Origin of the sequence: Brevundimonas sp. EAKA (assembly GCF_000698025.1) — a bacterium.
GTDB classification, from domain to species: domain Bacteria; phylum Pseudomonadota; class Alphaproteobacteria; order Caulobacterales; family Caulobacteraceae; genus Brevundimonas; species Brevundimonas mediterranea_A.
Map to the genome: position 1 here is coordinate 1 of NZ_JMQR01000054.1, position 21,503 is coordinate 21,503.

22 protein-coding genes are annotated in these 21,503 nt (G+C 67.6%); 10 read left to right on the top strand and 12 right to left on the bottom strand.

The window, feature by feature from the left end; genetic code table 11:
• From ER13_RS09460 to ER13_RS18410, 3 genes are all read left to right on the top strand, one after another.
• Nucleotides 1–2,940, top strand: a 2,940-nt coding sequence (locus tag ER13_RS09460) for an error-prone DNA polymerase (RefSeq protein WP_035308708.1), incomplete at its 5' end; no start/stop codon positions are given.
• Nucleotides 2,941–3,023: 83 nt separating this feature from the next.
• On the top strand, nt 3,024–3,929 hold the full coding sequence (locus ER13_RS17720; RefSeq protein WP_052005029.1) for a hypothetical protein: 906 nt from the start codon (nt 3,024–3,026) through the stop codon (nt 3,927–3,929).
• 6 nt (nt 3,930–3,935) lie between these two features.
• A complete protein-coding gene (locus ER13_RS18410; RefSeq protein WP_155988133.1) occupies nt 3,936–4,115 on the top strand; it encodes a hypothetical protein in 180 nt (59 codons plus the stop codon).
• Nucleotides 4,116–4,267: 152 nt separating this feature from the next.
• Here ER13_RS18410 and ER13_RS18415 read toward each other — a convergent pair whose 3' ends face one another.
• Nucleotides 4,268–4,654 carry a hypothetical protein gene (locus tag ER13_RS18415; protein WP_054764216.1) on the bottom strand — a complete coding sequence of 129 codons (387 nt, stop codon included), beginning with the start codon at nt 4,652–4,654 and terminating at the stop codon, nt 4,268–4,270.
• A gap of 359 nt (nt 4,655–5,013) precedes the next feature.
• Here ER13_RS18415 and ER13_RS09480 point away from each other — a divergent pair, with 359 nt between their 5' ends.
• Nucleotides 5,014–5,298, top strand: a complete 285-nt coding sequence (locus ER13_RS09480) for a hypothetical protein (protein WP_035308711.1) — start codon at nt 5,014–5,016, stop codon at nt 5,296–5,298.
• Between the two features lie 57 nt (nt 5,299–5,355).
• On the opposite strand, the gene ER13_RS09485 is transcribed toward ER13_RS09480, so the two are convergent.
• The 4 genes from ER13_RS09485 to ER13_RS09500 form a co-directional block, all read right to left on the bottom strand.
• Nucleotides 5,356–6,591 (bottom strand): tyrosine-type recombinase/integrase, encoded by a 1,236-nt coding sequence (locus ER13_RS09485; protein ID WP_035308713.1) that lies wholly within the window; start codon nt 6,589–6,591, stop codon nt 5,356–5,358.
• A 175-nt stretch (nt 6,592–6,766) separates the two neighbouring features.
• Nucleotides 6,767–7,327, bottom strand: coding sequence for an HNH endonuclease (locus tag ER13_RS09490; protein ID WP_008264308.1), 561 nt, complete (start codon nt 7,325–7,327; stop codon nt 6,767–6,769).
• Nucleotides 7,328–7,456: 129 nt separating this feature from the next.
• Complete coding sequence (locus ER13_RS09495) at nt 7,457–8,098, bottom strand: trimeric intracellular cation channel family protein (RefSeq protein ID WP_230307615.1); 642 nt, start codon at nt 8,096–8,098, stop codon at nt 7,457–7,459.
• A 5-nt stretch (nt 8,099–8,103) separates the two neighbouring features.
• Nucleotides 8,104–8,760 carry a DNA-3-methyladenine glycosylase gene (locus tag ER13_RS09500; protein ID WP_035308715.1) on the bottom strand — a complete coding sequence of 219 codons (657 nt, stop codon included), beginning with the start codon at nt 8,758–8,760 and terminating at the stop codon, nt 8,104–8,106.
• Nucleotides 8,761–8,867: 107 nt separating this feature from the next.
• On the opposite strand from ER13_RS09500, the gene ER13_RS09505 reads away from it, so the two are divergent.
• Genes ER13_RS09505 through gluQRS form a run of 3 tightly spaced genes read left to right on the top strand, consistent with a single transcriptional unit; the run spans nt 8,868 to nt 10,265 of the window.
• Nucleotides 8,868–9,116 (top strand): type II toxin-antitoxin system ParD family antitoxin, encoded by a 249-nt coding sequence (locus tag ER13_RS09505; RefSeq protein WP_008263619.1) that lies wholly within the window; start codon nt 8,868–8,870, stop codon nt 9,114–9,116.
• On the top strand, nt 9,113–9,403 hold the full coding sequence (locus ER13_RS09510; protein ID WP_035308716.1) for a type II toxin-antitoxin system RelE/ParE family toxin: 291 nt from the start codon (nt 9,113–9,115) through the stop codon (nt 9,401–9,403). Before ER13_RS09505 ends, ER13_RS09510 begins: the two co-directional genes overlap by 4 nt.
• Before the next feature lies 1 nt (nt 9,404).
• Nucleotides 9,405–10,265, top strand: a complete 861-nt coding sequence (gene gluQRS, locus ER13_RS09515) for a tRNA glutamyl-Q(34) synthetase GluQRS (protein ID WP_035308718.1) — start codon at nt 9,405–9,407, stop codon at nt 10,263–10,265.
• On the opposite strand, the gene ER13_RS09520 is transcribed toward gluQRS, so the two are convergent.
• The 3 genes from ER13_RS09520 to ER13_RS09530 form a co-directional block, all read right to left on the bottom strand.
• Nucleotides 10,249–11,088 carry a TIGR02186 family protein gene (locus tag ER13_RS09520; RefSeq protein WP_035308720.1) on the bottom strand — a complete coding sequence of 280 codons (840 nt, stop codon included), beginning with the start codon at nt 11,086–11,088 and terminating at the stop codon, nt 10,249–10,251. The genes gluQRS and ER13_RS09520 overlap by 17 nt on opposite strands.
• Nucleotides 11,088–12,011, bottom strand: coding sequence for a sulfite exporter TauE/SafE family protein (locus ER13_RS09525; protein WP_008263337.1), 924 nt, complete (start codon nt 12,009–12,011; stop codon nt 11,088–11,090). Before ER13_RS09525 ends, ER13_RS09520 begins: the two co-directional genes overlap by 1 nt.
• A 107-nt stretch (nt 12,012–12,118) precedes the next feature.
• On the bottom strand, nt 12,119–15,019 hold the full coding sequence (locus tag ER13_RS09530; RefSeq protein ID WP_035308722.1) for an SEL1-like repeat protein: 2,901 nt from the start codon (nt 15,017–15,019) through the stop codon (nt 12,119–12,121).
• Nucleotides 15,020–15,261: 242 nt separating this feature from the next.
• Here ER13_RS09530 and ER13_RS09535 point away from each other — a divergent pair, with 242 nt between their 5' ends.
• Together ER13_RS09535 and ER13_RS09540 are read left to right on the top strand one after the other, a co-directional pair.
• On the top strand, nt 15,262–15,480 hold the full coding sequence (locus ER13_RS09535; RefSeq protein ID WP_035308724.1) for a hypothetical protein: 219 nt from the start codon (nt 15,262–15,264) through the stop codon (nt 15,478–15,480).
• A gap of 55 nt (nt 15,481–15,535) precedes the next feature.
• On the top strand, nt 15,536–16,036 hold the full coding sequence (locus ER13_RS09540) for a pyridoxamine 5'-phosphate oxidase family protein (RefSeq protein ID WP_035308726.1): 501 nt from the start codon (nt 15,536–15,538) through the stop codon (nt 16,034–16,036).
• Between the two features lie 25 nt (nt 16,037–16,061).
• On the opposite strand, the gene ER13_RS09545 is transcribed toward ER13_RS09540, so the two are convergent.
• From ER13_RS09545 to ER13_RS09560, 4 genes are all read right to left on the bottom strand, one after another.
• Nucleotides 16,062–16,892 (bottom strand): EF-hand domain-containing protein, encoded by an 831-nt coding sequence (locus ER13_RS09545; protein ID WP_035308728.1) that lies wholly within the window; start codon nt 16,890–16,892, stop codon nt 16,062–16,064.
• A gap of 92 nt (nt 16,893–16,984) precedes the next feature.
• Nucleotides 16,985–17,899, bottom strand: a complete 915-nt coding sequence (argF, locus tag ER13_RS09550) for an ornithine carbamoyltransferase (protein WP_035308731.1) — start codon at nt 17,897–17,899, stop codon at nt 16,985–16,987.
• 144 nt (nt 17,900–18,043) lie between these two features.
• The gene (locus tag ER13_RS09555; protein WP_255347089.1) at nt 18,044–19,237 is read right to left on the bottom strand and encodes an aspartate aminotransferase family protein; all 1,194 of its coding nucleotides are present in this window, start codon (nt 19,235–19,237) and stop codon (nt 18,044–18,046) included.
• Between the two features lie 120 nt (nt 19,238–19,357).
• Nucleotides 19,358–20,368: a M28 family metallopeptidase gene (locus ER13_RS09560; RefSeq protein ID WP_035308737.1), complete on the bottom strand. Its 1,011-nt coding sequence runs from the start codon at nt 20,366–20,368 to the stop codon at nt 19,358–19,360.
• Between the two features lie 193 nt (nt 20,369–20,561).
• Here ER13_RS09560 and ER13_RS09565 point away from each other — a divergent pair, with 193 nt between their 5' ends.
• On the top strand, nt 20,562–21,341 hold the full coding sequence (locus ER13_RS09565; RefSeq protein WP_008261769.1) for a tyrosine-protein phosphatase: 780 nt from the start codon (nt 20,562–20,564) through the stop codon (nt 21,339–21,341).
• Nucleotides 21,342–21,503: the final 162 nt, after the last annotated feature.

Below are 21,503 nucleotides of genomic sequence, written 5' to 3' on the forward strand. Positions count from 1 at the left end.
GGCAAGGGCGGATGCCGGCTCGGGTGGGACGACCTGGAGACTTGGGGCGAAGGATGGATCGCCGTGCTGGTCCCCGACGGCCTGACGGCGGCGCGTCGGAACCTGGTGCATCTGGTCGAAGTCTTCGGCGACGACGCCCATCTGGCCCTGACCCTGCATCGGCGGCCGCGCGACCAGATGAGACTGCATCAGCTCTGCGAAGCCGCGAGGGCCGCGGCGGTGCGGACGGTGGTGACCAACGACGTTCTGTTCCACCATCCCGACCGCAGGATCCTGCAGGATGTCGTCACCTGTATCCGGGAAGGCTGCACCATCGACGACGTGGGCTTTCGCCGGAGCCGGACGGCCGACCGGCACCTGAAGCCGGTGGGCGAGATGCACCGACTGTTCGCGCGCTATTTGGAGGCCCTAGCGCGCACGGTCGAGATCGCCGATCTCTGCCGCTTCAGCCTGGACGAGCTGGCCTACCAGTATCCGCGCGAGGCGGCGGCGGGACAGACCCCGCAGGAGGCGCTGGAGGCCCTGACCTGGGCGGGGGCGGCGGACCGGTATCCGGAAGGCTTGCCTGACAAGGTGCGGGCGGCGCTGAAACACGAGCTCGGACTGATCGAGACCCTGGGCTATGCGCCCTACTTCCTGACCGTTCACTCCATCGTCCGCTTCGCCCGCAGCCGGGACATCCTGTGTCAGGGGCGAGGGTCGGCCGCCAACTCGGCGGTCTGCTTCGTGCTGGGCGTCACCTCCATCGATCCGGGGCGCAACGACCTCCTGTTCGAACGCTTCGTCAGTCAGGAGCGCAAGGAGCCGCCGGACATCGACGTCGACTTCGAGCACGAGCGCCGCGAGGAGGTGATCCAGTGGATCTATGACACCTATGGGCGGGACCGGTCCGCCCTGTGCGCCACCGTCATCCGCTACCGCTCGCGCGGCGCCCTGCGCGATGTCGGCAAGGCGCTGGGCCTGACCGAAGACCTGATCAAGACCCTCTCGTCCCAGGTCTGGAGCTATTCGTCGGAGGGGGTCGAGGATCGGCACGCCGAGGAGCTGAACCTCAATCTGGAGGACCGGCGTCTGAGGTTGGCGCTGGACCTGTCACGACAGCTGATCGGGTTTCCGCGCCACCTGTCCCAGCATCCCGGCGGGTTCGTCCTGACCGACGACCGGCTGGACGATCTCGTGCCCATCGAGCCGGCGGCGATGAAGGATCGTCAGGTGATCGAATGGGACAAGGACGACATCGACGCCTTGAAGTTCATGAAGGTCGATGTCCTGGCGCTGGGCATGCTCAGCTGCATGCGGCGCGGTCTCGACCTGTTGCGCGATCACAAGGGCATGGATCTGGACCTGGCCTCCATCCCGGCCGAGGATCCCAAGACCTACGCCATGATCCGCAAGGCCGACACGCTCGGGGTCTTCCAGATCGAAAGCCGCGCGCAGATGGCCATGCTGCCGCGCATCAAGCCGCGCACCTTCTATGACCTGGTGATCGAGGTCGCCATCGTGCGACCGGGCCCCATTCAGGGCGACATGGTCCATCCTTACCTGCGGCGCCGCGAGGGGAAGGAGCCGGTCGTCTTTCCCAAGCCGGAACTGGAGGAGGTTCTGGGCAAGACGCTCGGCGTGCCCCTGTTCCAGGAGCAGGCGATGCGGGTGGCGATCGAATGCGCCGGATTCACCGCGTCGGAAGCCGATCAGCTGCGCCGCGCCATGGCGACCTTCAAATTCACCGGCGGGGTCAGCCACTTCAAGGACAAGCTGGTCGGAGGGATGGTCGAGCGGGGCTATACGGCCGAGTTCGCGGAGAAGACCTTCAGCCAGCTGGAAGGCTTCGGATCCTACGGCTTCCCGGAAAGCCATGCGGCGTCGTTCGCCCTGATCGCCTACGCCTCCTCCTGGCTCAAGTGCTGGCATCCCGATGTCTTCTGCGCCGCCCTGCTCAACGCCCAGCCGATGGGGTTCTACGCGCCGGCCCAGATCGTGCGGGACGCCCGCGAGCACGGGGTCGAGGTGCGGCCGGTCTGCGTCAATGCCAGTCGCTGGGACTGCACCCTGGAGCCCACGGAGCGGGAGGACCGGTTCGCGGTGCGGCTGGGACTGCGCATGGTGCGGGGCCTGGCCAACGGGGACGCGGCCCGGCTGGTGACGAACCGCGGGGATCGGCCCTTCGCCGGCATCGACGATCTGTGGCGACGGGCCATGACGCCCGTCGGGGCCCTGACGCGACTGGCCGAGGCCGACGCCTTTCTGGAGGGGCTCCGCCTGTCCCGCCGCGACGCCCTGTGGTCGATCAAGGCGCTCCGCGACGATCCCCTGCCGCTGTTCGCGGCGGCCTCGGCGGAGGCCGGCGAACTCGTGCCGGAGGTGGATGAGCCTGATGCTGCCCTGCCGGCCATGCCCGCCGGTCAGGAGGTGGTGGAGGACTACACCCATGTGGGCGTGACGCTGCGGGACCACCCGCTGGCCTTCCTGCGCGACGAACTCCAGGTCCGGCATGTGATGACCTGCGCCGACGGGACGGCCATGCGCGACCGCCGCCTGACCCGGGTCGCCGGCCTCGTTCTGGTCCGTCAGAAGCCGGGATCGGCCAAGGGGGTGATGTTCATCACCATCGAGGACGAGACCGGTGTGGCCAATCTAGTGATCTGGCCGAGCCTCTACGAGCAGCAGCGGCGGGTGGTGCTGGGCGCCAGCCTGCTGGTGGTCGACGGCAGGGTGCAGCGCGAAGGCGAGGTGGTGCACATCGTCGCCGAGCGGCTGCACGACGGCTCGGACCTCTTGGCGTCGCTGGGCCGGAGGGGCGAGTTCCGGTTGCCGCATGGGCGGGGCGACGAGGTCTATCGGGGCAGTAAGCCGGACGCCCGGACACCCAAGGCCCGGGACATCTACATTCCGGACCTGTCGCTCGAGGGCATTCGAGTCAGGACGCGGGACTTTCGGTAGGCATGAGATCGCACCACTTTCCCAGCCGCCTACGGCATCCTAAAGCTCCGCATTAAGGACGAGACCAACCCCGGGGCTATTTGATGGACAAGATGGAGTGGGCAGTCGAGAGCCTGGAGTATCTTCGTAAAGCCCGCATCGCGATCGACGATGAGTTTCGCGGCGCCATGCAAGATGCGAAGGGCTACCCAGGGTCCTGGAAGGATCCATGGCATGGCACATCGCGCGATATCATTTCCAATCTCTACCACTACTCCGAGGAGTTTGTGGCGGACGTCCGGATCCCAAATGAGATGTTCGCCTCACCTGAGCGATTTGAGCAGGGGCTCGTAGCGTACCGGGCTTTCGTGCAGGCAATGGTCGACGACCTCGACGAGGAGCAGGCCGCCTACGAACTCAAGCACAAGATCGTCGGCGCACCACACATCGTCGACGTCGCCCGCCGGCAGGTTTTCCACGTTCTCGGAGCCATTGATTACACCTTGGCACGCAAACCCTCGCCACCCGCTGCCACAGTCAGTTCCGAAACCGCGGATCTGGACCTGATCGTCACACTTGCCCGCCGTTTCCACGAGAGTGTCCTTGCTTTGAAGACCCACCCGCACGGTGGAGCGGTTTATGCCATCAAGGACGAGTGGGACTGCCAATACCTGTTCCGCTCGATCCTCGCCGCCTACTTCCCGGATGTGCGTGAAGAGGAATGGAGCCCATCCGTCGCCGGCAGCGCGTCGAGGTGCGAGTTCTTTCTCAAACCGCTGCGGGCGATGGTGGAACTCAAATACGTCCGCAAGTCCGACACGACCAAGATCAAGAAAGAACTCGCCAACGACTTTGTCGATTACGGCGGTAACAGCGAAGTCGACCGGCTCATCTGCCTCGTTTACGATCCCGACAACCACCTGAAAAACCCTGCAGGCTTCCAGTCCGATCTGTCTAAACCACGGACCGGCCTGATTGACGTGAAGGTCATCGTCTCTCCACCGCGATGAGGGGTGATGCCGCAGGCGTCAGTGCATTTCGGACCGATGCATGGGCGGTGGCGGCTCGGTCATATCCAGGCTGTCGATCATGATGTCGATTTCCGCCTGCACAACATCGAGGTCACGCCCTTCGAACATCTGTTCGGCGGCCTCACGCCAAGCCGCTCGGAGCAACTCTCGGGCATCGTCGGGTAACATATCCTCGAGATAGTGGAGGCCGCGCTCCGCGAGCAGGCGCTGGGCGACCACGCCGGCGCGCGTCGCAATATCTCCTGCGGGGGCCGCGTCGCCGGCCGCACCTCGCTTCAGTGACTTTGTGCGCCTTGGCATGACGAAGGATGTCCCGGCTAGGCGTGTCCGCGCACAGCCGCGTCGGCCAGCACGCGCGCGCGGAAAGACTCGAGATCGAATCCGACTGTGTGATCATCGATCGCCAGAAGCGGCTCAACTGCCGCGGCAGCCACTACGTCGGCATGTATGTAGTCAGCGCCTTCGGCGTCCCCCGGAAGCGTCCAGGCTCGCAGACCACGATCATCATGCAACCGCGCGAGCGCCTCCAGCCGAAGCTGAATGGCAAAGGCATTAAGCGCTGCCTCATCCGCTTCGTCACGCTCCTCGAGTAGTCTGAACAGGCGGAAGGCGCGACCTTCGAACGAACCACGTTGATCCGCAGGCAGTTCGCCGATGGCTTCCAACGACGCCGCAAAAAGCTCGGGCGATACCTCGGCGCTCATGGCTCGATCCGTGAAGCTAGACATGCAGTTCCCCTGAACGGCTGTGGTTCACCAGTATGGGCGTAAAAGCCCGCTCGACTATGTCCGCACTCGAGGGCAACGCCAAGGCCACCTTCATTCACCACCGCTTGATGTCTTGCTTCTCCGCGGGATCCAAGAAAAACCGAAGTTCATAAGCGACCCATCTCACAAGGCTGTGATCGATTTCCTTACTCAGAACCAGATCGGAACAGGCCGAAACAGATCGAACAGGTCACCTATTCATTCCGTCCATCAGTTCTCTACGTCCGCCGGTTGCGGTTTATTTCCGTCGATGCTTGCTTGGTTGCAGTTCTGGTTCAGACGGAAAGGAGCGCCACATGGCCGGTCTACATCTTCACGGAACTGAGGAAATGCTGCTGACCCGCAAGGAAGCGTCCACCGAGCTTCTACGTATGGGCATCCGCCGGTCACCGTCGACACTGGCGAAGGTGTTCTGCACCCGGTCTGACGGACCGCCCTGCACCCACCTCGGGCGGACCCCCTACTACCCCAAGAGCCTGCTGCACGAGTGGGCGCGCAGCCAGCTCTCGGGCCTCCGGTCTTCGTCGAGCCAGCCTCGCCAGGCCGGACATTGGGGCGAGGCCGCTCACGAGGGCGCCTAGCTCCCCAGTCCATCGCGACAACTTCGGCCGCCCGGCGACCCGCCGGGCGGCCGTCTTTCAATGGGCCGTCTGTCCGTCTTCAACCGACCAGCCCGCGAGAGAGGCGGCGACGCTCTCGCTGATCCTGTCGGCGGCGGCACGGACCGGGTCGTCCGCCAGGTGGGCGTATCGACTTGTGGTGCTGACGTGACTGTGGCCGAGCAGCTTGCCGATGAGCTGAAGCCCTTCGCCGCCGGCCAGCCCGGCGCTCGCGAAGCTGTGCCGAAGGTCATGGATCCGCAGGTCTTCCATCCCGGCGCGTTTGCGGATGCCGACCCAGGCCCAGTCGAGATTGGCGATCGGACGCTTGGGATCCTTCCGATCCGGGAACACGTAGATGCTCCCGTTCGAGAGCAGGCCCTCGATCAGCTTCAGCGCCGCGCTCCCGAGACGGATCACCTTCGCCCCGGTCTTGGAATCCTCCAGCCGGAGCATCCCCATGGTGCGGTCGATCTCCGACCACTTGAGCCTGGCGATCTCGTTCTTGCGGGCGCCGGTCAGCGCCAGCAGGCGGATGATGTTGATGTGGCGCGGATCGCCCCCATGCTTCTCGAGCTCCGCCAGGACATCGCCGAGCCGGGCCAGTTCGGCCGGGGAAAGGAAGCGGTCCCGACGGTTGTCCTTGTAGCGTTTCACCCCTCGCGTGGGGTTGGTCTTCACGAACTCCCGCTCAACGGCGAACGTGAAGATACCGCCCAGCAGTCCGACCGTGCGCGAGGCCGCATGAATACCGCCGCGAGTGTGCGGCGTCGCCTCTCCACGAATGCGTCCCGACCCGACATCGACCATCAGCCGCTCGATGTCCGCTCGGCCGATATCGGTGACCTTCATCTTGCCCAGGCGGGGTTTGATGTGGCGGGCGATGCGGATGCGATCGATCCGAAGGGTCGTCGCTTTCTTCATCGTCACGCCCTCCTTCATGTAGAGGTCGCAGAGCTCCGACATGGTCAGTTCTTCGCGTCGTTCGACTTTGGTCCCCTGAGGGTCACCACCTGACGCGACTTCGGCCAGTACAGCGGCCGCTCGTTCGCGGGCTTCCTCGGCGGTCACGACGCCATGGCGAGCGATGTGAAGGAGGCGGTCAGCGCCGCCGATCGTCCTGTATCGAACGACGTAGGTTTTGGTATCGCTGACGGCGACGCGCACCCCGAAACCCTTGAGCTGCGTGTCCCAGAGGGTGAAGCGCACCCCTTCAGACGTCAGGGCGTCGACCAGGCGTTTGGTGATCTTTCCGGACCTCGGGTTCTGAACCATTCGATCTCTCCTCGGGCCCACGAGGGGTCCCGTTTCTGGTCCCGGTTTTGGTCACCACATGGTCACCAGCCGGGAGGATTTCGGAGGATAATCGAGAAATCAGCGGTAAAAGAACGAACCCTGAACCTGCCCACCACAAGGGTGTTTGAGCCATTTCGAGCAACTGAAAAGAACCCTAAGGTTCGAGCTCTATGTCCCAGTAGAGATAATCCAGCCAGCTCTGGTGCAGATAATGCGGCGGGAAACGCCGGCCCGCCTCCTGCAGCTGCCAGGCGTTCGGGCGATAGGGCTCGCGGCGGATCGGCATCATGGCCTGGCGCGGGGTGCGGCCGCCCTTGGTCAGGTTGCAGGGGCCGCAGGCGGCCACGATGTTCTCCCAGGTCGTGCGCCCGCCGTGCGAACGTGGAATGACGTGGTCGAAGGTCAGCTCGGTCGATTCCCCGCAGTACTGACAGGCGAAGCCGTCGCGCAGGAAGACGTTGAACCGGGTGAAGGCGGGGCTGCGATCCTGATCGACATAGTTCTTCAGCGCGATGACGCTGGGCAGTTGCATCTCCATCGACGGAGAGCGGACCACCTTGTCGTACAGCGACACCACGTCCACCCGGTCCTGATAGACCGCCTTGACCGCCTCTTCCCACGGCCAGAGCGACAGCGGGTAATAGGACAGCGGCCGGAAGTCCGCGTTCAGAACGAGGGCGGGAAAGCCCGACGGCGGTCGGTGGAGGACCTGCATCAGGCCCTCCCGGTCGACGCGGGGGGTATGGAAGCTACAGGATTGAAGACGCGTCTCCTTCCCTAGTCCGAGGCGTTCAGCCTAGTCCCGATTCGAAGACGCCGCCATGACGAACAGGCGACGAACCGTTCAATTTCGCTCAGGGAAGCCCGGCAGGGTCCAGCCCCAGCGCAGCGCCCCCGCCCGCAGCATGAAACCGGCCACGGCGGCGACGATGGCGGCGGGCCAGATCGGCGCCTCGGGGATGCGCAGGGCGATATAGAGGGTCGCCGCCAGTATGGCCGCCGTCACATTGATCTCGCGCCGCAGCAGGATCGACGGCTGCCCCGCCAGGGTGTCGCGCACCACCCCGCCGAAACAGGCGGTCAGGGTGCCCATGACGATGCAGATCAACGGGGGGGCGCCCGCCGCCTCCGCCTTGGCCGCCCCCATGACGCCATAGGCGCCCAGGCCGATGGCGTCGAGCCACAGCAGGGCCCGGAACCGCCAGTCGCGCTGTCCGATCAACCAGACGACCACCGCCGTCAGCAGGCAGACCGCCATATAGCGCCAGTCCTGAACCCAGAAGACCGGCAGGCCCAGCAGCAGGTCGCGCAACGTCCCCCCGCCCACGCCGGTTATGGCCGCGAAGAAGGCGAAGGTGACCACGTCATGCTTCTCGCGCGCGGCGGCCAGGGCGCCGGTGGCCGCGAACACGGCCACCCCGGCGAAATCGAGCGCCGCAAGCACCGTCTGCGGATTGCGCAGCGGCTCGGTCAGGGCGGGATCAATGGGGGTCACGCGCTCATATCCTCCAGCACGATGTCGCCGCGCCGAACGCCGCCATACCACCCCCACAGCAGATGCGCCGCCACCCCGCGATGGGGCCGCCACAGTTCGGCGCGGGCATAGGCCTGTTTCTCGTTCGGGCGCAGTTCGGCCCGGTCGGCCCAGCGCATCGCCTCCTGCAGGGCCACGTCCCCGCCGGGAAAGACGTTCAGCCGCCCCTCGCAGAACATCAGATAGGTCTCGGCCGTCCATTTGCCGACGCCCTTGATCGCGGTCAGGGCGGCGATGGCGTCGTCGTCCGACAGGGTCTGCATATGGTCCAGATCGACGCGCCCTTCGACCTGGGCCAGGGCGATCTCGCGACCGTATTTGGCCTTCTGTCCCGACAGGCCGAAGGCGCGCAGGGCGTCGATGTCGTGGGCCAACACCGCGTCGGGCGTCACCGCTCCGCCCAGCCCCTCGACCGTGCGCGCCCAGATGGAGGCGGCGGCGGCCACGGACACCTGCTGCTCCACGATCATGCGGAACAGGCCCTCGTAACCGCCGGGCCGCAGCCGCCATTCGAAGGCCGGCGTCTGGGCGTGGGCGCGCGCCAGGGCGGGATCGGCGACGGCCAGGGCCTCGCGCGCGGCGGCGATATCCTGGGATGTGGGCGCGACGGGCATGGCCCTGTATGACGCGGGTTCGCCGCCTGGGGAATGCGGGCCTCGCGTAAAACGGCTGTCAAAGCGGCGCACCAATAACTATTATTCAACAAGCACGGAGAAGCCGCATGACCATGACCGTCGAACTGGGCGCCCTGGAGCAGGTGGTCGATCGCCTGGTCAAGGAAGGCCGCTACGGCTCCAAGAGCGAAGTGCTGCGCACCGGCGTGCGGCTGGTGCAGGAGCATGAGGCCCGTTTGGCGGCCTTGTTGGGGAAGCTCCAGGAAGGCATCGACGACGCTGACGCCGGGCGGGTTCACTCGATCGACGAGGTGCGGGCTCAAATGCGGGCGCGCTGGGCTGTTGACGGCGAATGAGACTGGTCATCACGCGCGCTGCGACCCGCGACCTCGCGGAGATCGAGGCCTTCATCGCCCGAGACAGCGCGAGCGCGGCCCAGCGGTTCGTGCTGAAGCTGCTCGACGCGTGCGAGGGCTTGGTTGATCAACCGCGCGCCTATGCGGAAGCCGACGTGCAGAACCTTCGAAAACGCCCATTCGACGACTATCTGATCTTCTACCGCCTGTCCGAAACGGTGGAGATCGTGCGTATTCTCCACGCCGCGCGTGACTGGGTCCGGCTGCTGGATCCCGCGACGGACTGAGATGTTCGCCACCCGCTTCGCCCCCTCTCCCACCGGCCGCCTGCACAAGGGCCATGCCTTTTCGGCCCTGACCGCCTGGTCGGCGGCGAAGGCGGCGGGCGGGCGGTTTCTGCTGCGGATCGAGGACATCGACCCCACGCGCTGCCGACCGGAACATGAGGCCGCCATTCTGGAAGACCTGGCCTGGCTGGGGCTGGACTGGGAGACGCCGGTCCGACGCCAGTCGGATCATCTGTCCGACTATGCCGCGGCGATCGAGGCCCTGAAGGCGCGGGATCTGTTGTACCGGTGTTTCCGTACACGGAAAGAGATCCTGGACCGGATCGGCGATGCGCCGCACGGGGCGAGCGAAACGGTGCGGCCGGGGCCGCATCCGGCCGAGGAGGAGGCCCGTTTCCTGGCCCAGGGGCGGCCTTTCGCCTGGCGGCTGTCGCTGGACCGGGCGCGTGAAACCCTGGGCGAGGCGACGTGGACCGGGCTGGTCTTCATCGAGCAGGGGGCCGGCCCGGACGGAGAAACCGGCGTTGTGCCCGTTCGGCCCGAGACGGCCGGGGATGTGGTGCTGGCGCGCAAGGATGCGGGCGTCGCCTATCATCTGGCCGTGACCCACGACGACGCCCTGCAGGGGATCGACCATGTGATCCGGGGGCAGGACCTGTTCGAGGCCGCGCATGTGCAGCGCCTGATCCAGGCCCTGATGGGCTGGCCCGCCCCTGTCTATCGCCACCACCGCCTGCTGGCCGGGCCGGACGGGCGCCGCTACGCCAAGCGGGACCAGTCGGTGACCCTGGCGGAACTGAGGGCGGGCGGCATGACGGCCCAGGCCCTGCGCGCCGAACTGGGGTTCAGTCCCGACGGCTGAAGATGCGCGAAGCGCCATAGCCGGTCAGGGCGGCCAGAACCACGCAGAGAAGGCCGTACAGCCACGGCCGGCGATGAGCGAATTCATAGATGTCGCGCTCGATGCCGACCTTTTCGACGGTCAGGGTCAGATTGGAGACCGACCGGGGCTCGCCGCCCTGGAACAGCCAGACCTCGGCATAGTATTTGCCGGTCGGGGCGACGGTCGGCAGCTTGACCTCGGCCCGGAACAGGCCGCGATCCACGAACTCCACCCCGTCCGGATCGGTGTCATAGAGGGCCGCCGCCTCCTTCAGCCGGATCACGGCGCGCCTCCAATCCAGATAGTCGTCGCCCAGACGGCTGACGACCACGTCGCGCACCCCGTAGCGGGTGACGGTGCCCGCCTCTTCCGGCGCGTCGATGCGCAGATGGTCCACCCCGACGCCGAGCCGACGCAGCTGGCCGAAGTCGGCGATGTCCGACAGGGGCCGGGTCGAGGCGGTCATGTAGAAGCCGGGCGCCCCTTCGAACAGGACCGGGCGGCTGTTCAGCCAGACTCCCATGTTGCGGGTCTTCTTGACCAGGCGGACCGGGGCGTCGGGGCCGCGCACCACCACGACCACATCGACCGGGTCGGGGGTCGGGTTGAACACCGCGCCATACAGGACGATGGAGGCGCCGGTGAAACCGGAATCGACGTGGACCTGGGCGTCGGTCAGGGCGGCGGCGACGCGCAGTTCGCCCGTCGTAGCCTCGGACCGGTCGGGGGCCGGCGCCGCGACGGCGGCCGCCTCGATGGGGGGCGCCTCAATGGCCGGAGGGGGTGGAGGAAGCGCCTGCATCAGTCCGACACCCCCGGCGCGAGCAGGAAGATGTCGCTGGGCCGCACGAACAGCTCCAGCCCCATCTGGATGCCGACCAGCAGCACGATCAGGCCCAGGGCGGCGCGCAGTTCCTCGGCCCGGAACCGACCCGCGAACCGGGCGCCGATCTGGGCGCCGACCACCCCGCCCAGCAGCAGGATGGTGGACAGCAGGATGTCGACCGTCTGGTTGCGGCCGGCCTGGAGAATGGTGGTGATGGCCGTGGTGATGATGATCTGGAACAGGCTGGTGCCCACCACCGCCCCGGCTCGCATCCGCAGCACATAGAGCATGGCCGGCACCAGGATGAAGCCGCCGCCGACCCCCATGATGGCCGACAGGATCCCGGCGAAGACGCCCAGGCCGAACGGCGGCAGGGCGCTGATATAGAGGCCCGACTTGGGGAACTTCATCTTGAGCGGCAGACCATACAGCCACAGGGGACGGCGGCGGTCCTTGCGCGGCGGGGGCAGGCCGCGACGCCGACGCAGGATCTCGGTCAGGCTCTCGTGCAGCATCAGCAGGCCGATGGCGCCCAGGAAGACCAGATAGGACAGGGCCACCACCAGATCGGCCTGGCCCAGCAGGCGCAGATAGCGGAACAGTTCGACGCCCGCGATCGCCCCGGCGGCCCCGCCCGCGGCCATGACGCCGCCCATCTTGAAATCCACCGCGCCCTGGCCCGCATAGCGGATCACGCCGGATGTGGAGGAGGCGACGACGTGGCTGGCCTGGCTGGCGACGGCCACGGTCGGCGGAATCCCCATGAAGACCAGGATCGGCGCCATCAGGAAGCCGCCGCCGATGCCGAACAGGCCCGAGACGAACCCGACCACCGCCCCCAGAATCACCAGGGTCGGCCAGTTCACCGAAACCTCGGCGATCGGCAGATAGATGTCCAAAGGACGCGCCTTCGGCTGGAGCGGAACGGGAGACGCCGAACGGCGACAGGGTGTTCTTTAGCGACGGGGACGGCGCGCCGCCACCCGTGCGCGAAAGGTTTGGCGGCCTAGCCTCGTCCCTGAGCCGGGCTTTGGACCTGCTGCTGCACAAAAGCGTCGGCGGCGGTGCGGGCGGCGCGCTGGGCGGTGGCGGTGGCGGCGGGACGAAGACGGGTGACGGCCGCCTGGGCCTCGCTGTCGCCGCCGCGCGCAGCGATCATGTACCATTTGAGGGCTTCGGTCGGGTTCTTCGCCACGCCCTCGGCGCCGGTCTCATAGATGCGGGCGACATTGTACTGACTGTCGGTCAGGCCCCGCTCGGCCGCCCTGAGCAGCCAGATCAGACCCTCGGCCTGATTGGCCGCGCCGCCGTCGCCTTCGTACAACTGCATGCCGTACAGATGCATGCCGCCGGGATCCCCGGACTCGGCCGCACGGCGGCCCCACCGACGGCTCTCGGCCGGATTGGCGGACACGCCGTTTCCACCCATGAGATAGAGCTGCCCCAGATAGGTCTGGGCCGGGCCGTACCCCAGGTCGGCGGCGCGCTTCAGTTCGTCCACGCCTTCCAGGTCGCCGCTCTCGATCCGGTTCACGGCCCGTTCGAACTCGGCCGCGCCGGCGTCGACCGTGGGTACGGCGTCCGTCGGCGTGATCGCCATGGCGATCGGGGTTTCGCTGGCGGCGGAGGCGGGCGTCCGGGTCGAACCCGGCAACCCCGGCAGTTCGAGATCGGGCAGTCCCGACCCGTCGGCCAGGGTCAGAGACGCATAGGCCCCGCCGGTCAGGGCCACAGCCGTGACCGAGGCCAGGAAGGCCTTCTTGACCGTCGATCCGTCCTTGGCCGCCTGCTTGTCCAGCCGCTCCTGCAGCTTGGACTTGCCGCCGCGCTTGGGCATCAGGCCGAAGCCCTGGCGGGGCGCTTCCTCGGGCGCCGCCGGCGTCGTCATGGCCGCACGGGCGGCGTCGATGGTGCTGCGGGTCGAGGCCGCGCGACCGGCGGCGGCGGCTGCGCCCATGCTGGCGCGCAGACGGCGGGGATCGACGAATTCGGTGTCGTCGGCGAAGTCGTCGTCGCCGTCCAGCAAGGCGTCGCTCCGGCCTTGAACTGGGCCTTGAACGGCGTCCTGATCCGGGGCCTGTCCGTTCGGACGCGGCTCCGACCGGGTCGAGAAACCGGATGCGGTGGCCTCCAGCGCGTCGTCGACATCGGCGCCGCCGAAACCGCCGAAGGGCTGGATCCGGGGTTCGCTTTCGACCGACGCCGCAGAAACCGGAGCCAGATCAGGCTCGGGCTGGAGCGGCTCCGGCGCCTGTGCAGCGGGCGTCGACGCGGTCGGCATCGACGGGAAGGGCGTCGCCATGGCCGCGTCCGGCGACACGGGATCGATCGACCAGTCATCCTCGACGTCGAAGGATTCTTCGGGGAAGACGGCCGCGCGCCAGTCCGGCTCGACCGGCGCCGAGACGGCGGCGACCGCTGCGCGCTCGGCGACGGCGCGGGGCTCGGGCGCAGGCTCGGCCTCGGGGATGTCCAGTTGCAGATCGCGGGTCGCGGCCGGCTTGCGCGTATCCATGCTCTCGCGGGCCTCGGCCAGCAGGCGGGCGGTGCGCTCCTCGCTCATCCGCATCCGCTCGGCCAGTTCGCCCGAGGCGCGGTCGTAGCGCTGTTCGATCTTGTCCGAGCTTTCCGACAGGCGCCGCGCGATGTCGTCCAGCGCCTGCTGCGAGCGGCGTTCGGACTGGGCGATGCGGTCGCTCAGCTGATCCGAAATCCGGGTGATCTCGCCGCCCAGCTTCTCGAGCGCCAGGGCGTGACGGTCGTCGCTGGCGGTCAGGCGTTGATCGACGCGATCGACGTGGCGCGCGAACTCCTGGTCCATTCTGGCCGCGTGACGCGACAGATCGGCCTCGACCTTGCGGCCGACCAGGTCGGTGACGCTGCGGGTGACGGCCTCGGCGCGGCCGATGGCCTCGCGTTCGACCGTCTGGACCCGGGCGTTCAGGTTCTGGGCGATCTTCAGGACCTCGCGGCCCATGGCCTCCAGCCCCTGGGCGCCCTTGCGCTCGGAGGCGTTCAGCTGGTCGCCGACGCTGCGGACCGCCTGTTCGATCCGGTCGATGCGCGCGCCGGTCTCGGCGGCGTCGAGCCGCTGTATCATCTCGGCGCGGTTGAACTCGATCTGACGCGACAGGGTCTCGGCCAGCTTCTCGAACCGGGCGGCGTCACGCGCCCCCTCGGGCTCGACCCGCCCCTCGGCCGCGCGCATGCGCTGGTCCAACTCGGCGAAGGAGCGCTCGAGGGTCTTCAGCGCCTCGGTGGTGCGGCTCTGGGCCTGGTCCAGACGCGCGCCGACCTGGGCCAGCAGGTCCGTGCCGACGCCGGGACCTGCGGCCTTCTCGACCGCCTCCATGCGCTGACGCAGTTCCGAGACGCCCGACCTCTGGCGTTCCTCGATGTCGTACAGGCGGCCGGCCAGGGCGCCCAGCGACTGCTCGACCTTGCCGAAGGTCTCCTGGGTCTGGGGGCCGGTGTCGCGTTCGAAGGCGCGCAGGCGACGATGGCCCTCGCGCAGTTCCTCGGCGATGTCGTCGATGCGGCGGGCCTGCCCCTTGGTCTGGGCGTCCTGGCCGTCCAGCCGGCGCACCAGGCCGGACACGGCCTGGTCCACGCCCTGGATGGCGACGGTCGAGCGCCGCTCGGCGGCCTCCAGCCGGGCGGCGATGGCGTCGATGGAGGCGCTGATCCTCTGCCAGCCTTCGTCGGAAGCGTCATAGGCGTCGTCGATACGGCGGCTGCGACCGCGACGTTCGAACATCTCGGGGCCGGCGGAGCGACGCGGCAGGGTGGCGTAACCCTCGTCCTCGTCTTCCATGATCATGGAGTTCAGCCATTCGCCCAGGGTCATGCCCGAGCGCCGCGCAAGATCCTTGGCGACCTCGCGGGCCTTCGGATCAATACCCTTCACGCTCCAAGGCGCCGCTGCGCTCACTGATTCGGCTCCCGACCCATGGGATGGAGGCTATAACGCCAATATCGAGGGTGTAAACGTGTGGTTAACCGCAAGATGTTGCGCCGACTCGTCAGCCTGTGGACATCTCGTCGGGTGGGGAGGCTTTTGGGCGCGACGTGGTTAATGACGGATTAAGATTAAGGACCTGGTAACGGGTTCGGCTTGCGTCCCCGCCCCGGCGGCGCCAACTGCGGCCCATGAGCCTGACAACCACTCTGATCCTGCTGGGCGCGGCCCTGGCCGTCATGGTCTTCGCCGGCTGGCGCGGCGCGCGGCCGCCCGACCCGTTCAAGGGGCCGCGCATGGTCCCCTGGCGTTTCATCATGCTGGGCGCCGCGGCCCTGGCCATGCTGCTGCTGATCCACCTGGCCACCCTGTTCGGCGCAGAACGGCCGCCTTGGGTGCCCGGCGTTTAGGAACCCGAGCGAGGCCCGATGGTTGATCCTGCGAACCCCAGACAGGAGACGCATCATGGCCGACAAACTGACCCCCGCCGAGGCGGAAAAGGAATTCTGGAACAGCCTGAAGGAGTCCAACACCGGCATGCTGGGCCTGGACCAGGCCGGCTATCACCACCAGCCGATGACCGGCTTCGGCGAGCCGGAGACCGGGACCATCTGGTTCTTCTCGCGCGACGACACCGACTTCGCCCGCGACGTGGCGGTCGGCGGTCAGCAGGGCATGTTCTGCTATCAGGCCAAGGACCAGAAGGTTCAGGCCTGTATCCACGGCGACCTGTCGATCGACCAGGACCGCGCCCGGATTGAAAAATACTGGAACCCCGTCGTCGCCGCCTGGTACCCGGACGGCAAGGACGACCCGCACCTGACCCTGATCCGCTTCAACGCCGAGGACGGCCGGGTCTGGGTTTCGGACAAGGGCGCGCTGGGCTTCGGCTATCAGGTGATGAAGGCCAATCTGACCAAAACGACGCCCGACGTCGGCGGCGTTTCGGACGTGAACCTGAATTAGGCGGGCGCCCCGCCGGCGCGCGCATTTATGCGCGCGTTTCGGCGACAGCCTGTTGTCCGTCCCTCGACGGCGTCCAGCTGTTCAGCGCCTGCTGGAACAGCCGGGCGGCCAGGGCGTCGCTCATCGGGGCGGCGGCGATGCGGGCCGCTTCGGCCGCTCTCATGCCTTCGATCTCGCGGCTGAGGAAGCGAGCGGTTCCAGCGGGTCCGGAGGCGCGCTCGGCCCAGTCGGCCGCGGCCTGTTCCGGGGAGACCAGGGGTTCATCGTCTGCGGGGGGCGCCTGGACGGGGTCAGAGCGGAGGCTTTCCATCAACTGTCGGATCTCGGCCTGGCGCTCGGGGGACAGGCTGGAGACCTGGGTCCGCTGAAGCGTTCGCATTCGGCCAGCGACAAAATCGTCGATGGACAGCGGCTGATCGCGATCCGAACCCAACCGGGCCATGACGACGCGGTCGCTCATATAGCCGGCGTCATAGGCGGCCGCGCGGCGCAGATCCGCCGAAGCCTCGCGTTCCGACTTCGACACCAGACCGTCGCCGTCCGTGTCGGTCTGGGCGAACCAGTCGGCAAGATATTCCGCGTCGGAAAGGGATTCCGACCCGGACTGGGCCTGGATCAGGGCGTTTAGGGTGTCGGCGCCGAAGGTGTCGGCGGGGGTCATTTCGGCGCGGGTGACGCGACCGTCCGCATCGGCGTCGAAGGTTTCGAAAGCCTTTGAAACCTTGGTGTTTCCAGCGTCTACAGCTCTGATTTCGTCGAGGGTGAGGGCTTCGTCGCCGTCGGTGTTCAGACGGTCGAACAGCTTCTGATAGAGCTGTTGCGTGAGGGTGGAACCCGCAGCGGATATGGTGGTCATGGCCTCAGCCTCCCCAGGGCGCGACAAGCGTGACCTTAAGGAAGCAAAGGCCAGACCGCGCGACGCGCGGCCTGGCGATCGTCAGATCGGCGTCAGCCCGCGAAACACCAGGCCAGAACCGCCTTCTGGGCGTGGATGCGGTTTTCGGCCTCGTCCCAGACCAGGGAGCGGGGGCCGTCGATGACGGCGTCGGTGACTTCCTCGCCCCGGTGGGCCGGCAGGCAGTGCAGGAAGACCGCATCCGGATCGGCCAGGGCCATCAGGGCCTCATCGACGGTGTAATCCTCAAACGCGGCCAGACGCGCCTCATAGTCCTGGTCGCCCATCGACACCCAGGTGTCGGTGACGACGACGTCGGCGCCCTTGACCGCCTCGCGCGGGTCGCTCGTCAGGGTGACGGCGCCGCCGCCCTTGGCCAGGTCGCGCAGGTCGGGGTGATACGCCGCCGGACAGGCGACGTTCAGGTGGAAGCCGAACCTGGGCGCCGCGTGCATGAAGCTGTGGCAGACGTTGTTGCCGTCGCCGATCCAGGCGATGGTCTTGCCCGAGACCGGGCCGGAATGTTCCTCGATCGTCTGAAGATCGGCCAGGATCTGGCACGGATGCGACCGGTCAGTCAGGCCGTTGATCACCGGCACGGTCGAGACGCGGGCGAAGCGTTCGACGTCCTCGTGGCTGTTGGCGCGGATCATTACGGCGTCGACCATGCGCGACAGGACACGGGCCGTGTCCTCGACCGGCTCGCCCCGGCCCAACTGCATATCGGAAGCCGTGGCGATGATGGCGGCGCCGCCCAGCTGGCGGATGGCGGCGTCGAAGCTGAACCGGGTGCGGGTCGAGTTCTTCTCGAAGATCATGGCCAGGACGCGATCCTTGCCCGGCGCATCGGCGTCGGGACGGCCCTGGGGCCAGCCCTTGCGGGCGGCCTTTCGGGCGTGGGCGTCGTCGAGAATGGACCGCAGATCGGCGGCGTCCAGCTGGTGGATGTCGAGGAAGTGCCGGACCATTGCCTAACTCCGCTCATCCCCGCGAAGGCGGGGACCTGATGCTTTGGGCGACGGGCGCCCGATGTCTGTCACGTCCGCCGGTCCCGGGCCTTTCGCGTAAAAGGCCTGGGTCCCCGCTTTCGCGGGGATGAGCGGTTTTGAGGATCAGGCCGCCCACTTCTCGCGGGCGACCTCGCAAGCGGCTTCGAACCGGACGATCAGTTCGCGAGCCTCGTCCAGGGTCAGGTTCAGCGGCGGCAGCAGACGCACGCAGTTGTCGCCGCCGCCGGCGATCAGCAGCTGCTGCGTGTCGCGCGCCAGGGCCATGAACTCGCGATTGTTCGGAACCAGCTTAACCCCGATCAGCAGCCCCTTGCCGCGCACATCGACGATGACGTCCGGGAAGCGGGACTGAAGCCCCGCCAGCTGCTGCTTCAGATAGCCGGCGATCTCGTTGACGTTGTTCAGGGTCTCGGGCGTGTTGATCAGGGACAGCGCCTTCAGACCCACGGCCATGGCCAGGGGATTGCCGCCGAAGGTCGAGCCATGGACGCCGACCGTCATGCCCGAGGCCGCGCGGGCCGTGGCCAGGCAGGCGCCGATCGGGAAGCCGCCGCCCAGGGCCTTGGCCACCGCCATGATGTCGGGCGACATGCCGGCCCATTCGTGGGCCCACAGCTTGCCGGTCCGGCCCATGCCGCACTGGACCTCGTCGAAGATGATCAGGACGCCGTGTTCGTCGCACAGCTCACGCAGGCCGCGCAGGCACTGCTCCGGCATGGCGCGGCAGCCGCCCTCGCCCTGGACAGGCTCGACGATGATGGCGGCGGTCGTGGGGTTGGCGATGGCGGCCTTGATGGCGTCGTGGTCGCCCCACTTCAACTGGTGGAAGCCCTGCATCGCCGGGCCGAAGCCCTCGGTATAGCTGGGGTTGGCGGCGGCGTTGATGGCGCCATAGGTGCGGCCGTGGAAGGAGCCGTCGAAGCCGTAGATGTCGATCCGCTCGGGCGCGCCATTGGCCGAATGATATTTACGCGCCGTCTTCAGCGCGCACTCGACGGCTTCCGTGCCCGAGTTGGTGAAGAAGACCACGTCGGCGAAGCTCGACTCGCACAGGGCGTCGGCCAGGGCTTCCTGGCCCGGAATGCGGAAGATGTTGGAGACGTGCCACAGCTTCTCGGCCTGGTCCTTGACCGCCTGGACCAGTTCGGGATGGGCGTGGCCCAGGCCGTTGGTCGAGATGCCGGCGACGCAGTCCAGATACTCGGTCCCGTCGGTCGACCACAGGCGAGCGCCTCGGCCGCGTTCCACTTCCAGCGGCGCGCGATTGTAGACACCCATCAGATGGTTCGTGGACACGGGACTAAGACCTCCAAAAGCGATACGGCCCCGACGCGAGGCGCGACGGAGCCGGTTTCATAGGGACAGGCGTTGTCGGACGGGCGACGGTGTTAGTCAACACCGGCGCCGAGGCGACGACTACGGGTTGCTGGCGTCCGGCATGGCGGCGGCGGGGGCGTTTTCTGCGGCCACGGCGTCTTGCTTGGCCTGGATTTCGACCAGTCGCTTGTCCAACGCGAGCCCCAGGTCCGCGAGGAACAGGCCGAAGCGGGCCACATCGACGCCGTTGATGTAGGACAGCCTGTCTTCGGTCGAATGGATGCGCTGGAAGACCGGCGGGACGAAACCCTCCTTCAGGCCGTTATCCTTGCCGCCGTTGAAGGCCAGCCACATCTGATGGGCGCCCACCGCATCCTGCGTCCCCAGCGAGACCACCGGCACGCCGGCCGCCGAGAAGACGCGGTCGTCGCTGGGCGGATAGATCGGATAGGGCATGCAGTCGAAGCCGCGCTCGGCGCACAGGCTGCGCAGGGTCTCCAGCACGAAGCCGGACTGGTCGCCGTTGTTCTCGCCGTACATGACCGTCTCGCCATAGGCGGCGACGTCGGCGTTGATGACGGCGGCGATCCGGTCCTTGCCGTGCTTTTCCAGGAAGGCCTTGGCCCCCAGCAGGCCCAGTTCCTCCTGATCGGTGAAGACGAAGACGAAGCGGTGGGCGACCGGCTGCCCCTCCAGCCCCATCTCCAAGGTCTTGGCCGCCTCCATCATGGCCATGACCGAGCCGATATTGTCGACGACGCCCTGAGACAGGGTTCCGTCGCGCAGCTTCACCGCATCATAGTGGGCGGTCAGGACGATGTCCTTCGCGCCCTCGCCCACCGTCACGACGAGGTTCGCGCCCTCCATCGGACCGGTGGCCCGATTGCCGCCGGCGAAGACCTGGATCTCGGGCGTGAAGCCCAGGCGGGTCAGCATGCCGACCAGGACCTGGGTCCGTTCGGCGTTGGTGGGCTTGATGAACTGGGCGGCGCCGGCGGCGATGTCGGGGCGGTCGCCGGCCTGGGGCGTGGCTTCCTGGGCCCAGGCCGGCGCAAGGCCTGGAACGGCGGCGAACAGCGCCGCAGCGGCGACGAGCGAACGGAACAGCATGGCGGACCTCTCAGGGGAGCGATCCTCCAGAGTTAGCCGCTGATCGGGCCGGGCGCCAGCGACGCCTGCGCCGCCAGACCGGCCCCTGGGCGACGACAGCGGATCGATGATCGGCGCCCGCCCTGTGACGGACCCGCACCGTCACCGCCATGATCTGGATGCGCTGAATGTCGATTCGTCCTAGGAAACGGGCATGAACGACCGTCTCCACGCCTTCGAGGCCATCGACAACTTCCGGGACTATGGCGACTACGCCACGGCGGCCGGGCGACGCGTGCGCGCGGGCCGTCTGCTGCGTTCGGGCCATCACGCCCGCGCCAGCGACGCGGATCTGGAGCGGCTGAAGGGGTTCGACCTGGGGGCGGTGATCGATCTGCGACGGCCGGGCGAGCGGCGGGACCAGCCGTCGCGGCGGCCCGACGGCTTCGACGCCCTGGTGATCGAGGGCGGGATCGACGACGGGGCCGACGCGCCGCACATCGCCTTCCTTAAGACCGAGGATCTGACGCCCGCCTCCGGCCGCCGCTTCATGGAGCGGACCTATCGGTCCCTGCCCTTCGACGCCTCGCACATCGACGTCTTCAGTCGATACTTCCATAGCCTGGGCGACCAGGACCGGCCGGTCCTGGTCCATTGCGCGGCGGGCAAGGACCGGACGGGGTTCCTGGCCGCCCTGACCCATCATCTGCTGGGCGTGCATCGCGACGACATGGTCGAGGACTATCTGCTGACCAACACCGCCGTCGATCTGGTCGGCCGCGCCCCGTCCATCGCGCGGCAACTGCACAAGATGACCGGCCGCGTCGCCTCCGATGACGCCGTCGTGGCCTTCCTGGGTGTCGAGCCCGCCTATCTGGAGGCCGCCTTCGCCGAGGTCGAGGCGCGGCACGGATCGCTGGACGCCTATCTGGCCCAGGCCCTGGGCGTCGACGCCGCCCTGCGGGCGCGGATCGAGGCGCGGCTGTCGGCGTGAGCGATGGTCTGACCCATGTCGTCGTCCGAGATCATCCGTGGACGGATCCTCTGGATGTGGCGGCCGGGATCGGCGCGGCCGACGGCGGCCTGGCCCTGCTGTCCGACGGCGGGCCGGGTGGACGCTGGTCCCATGTGGCGACGGCGCCGGACCGTATTCACG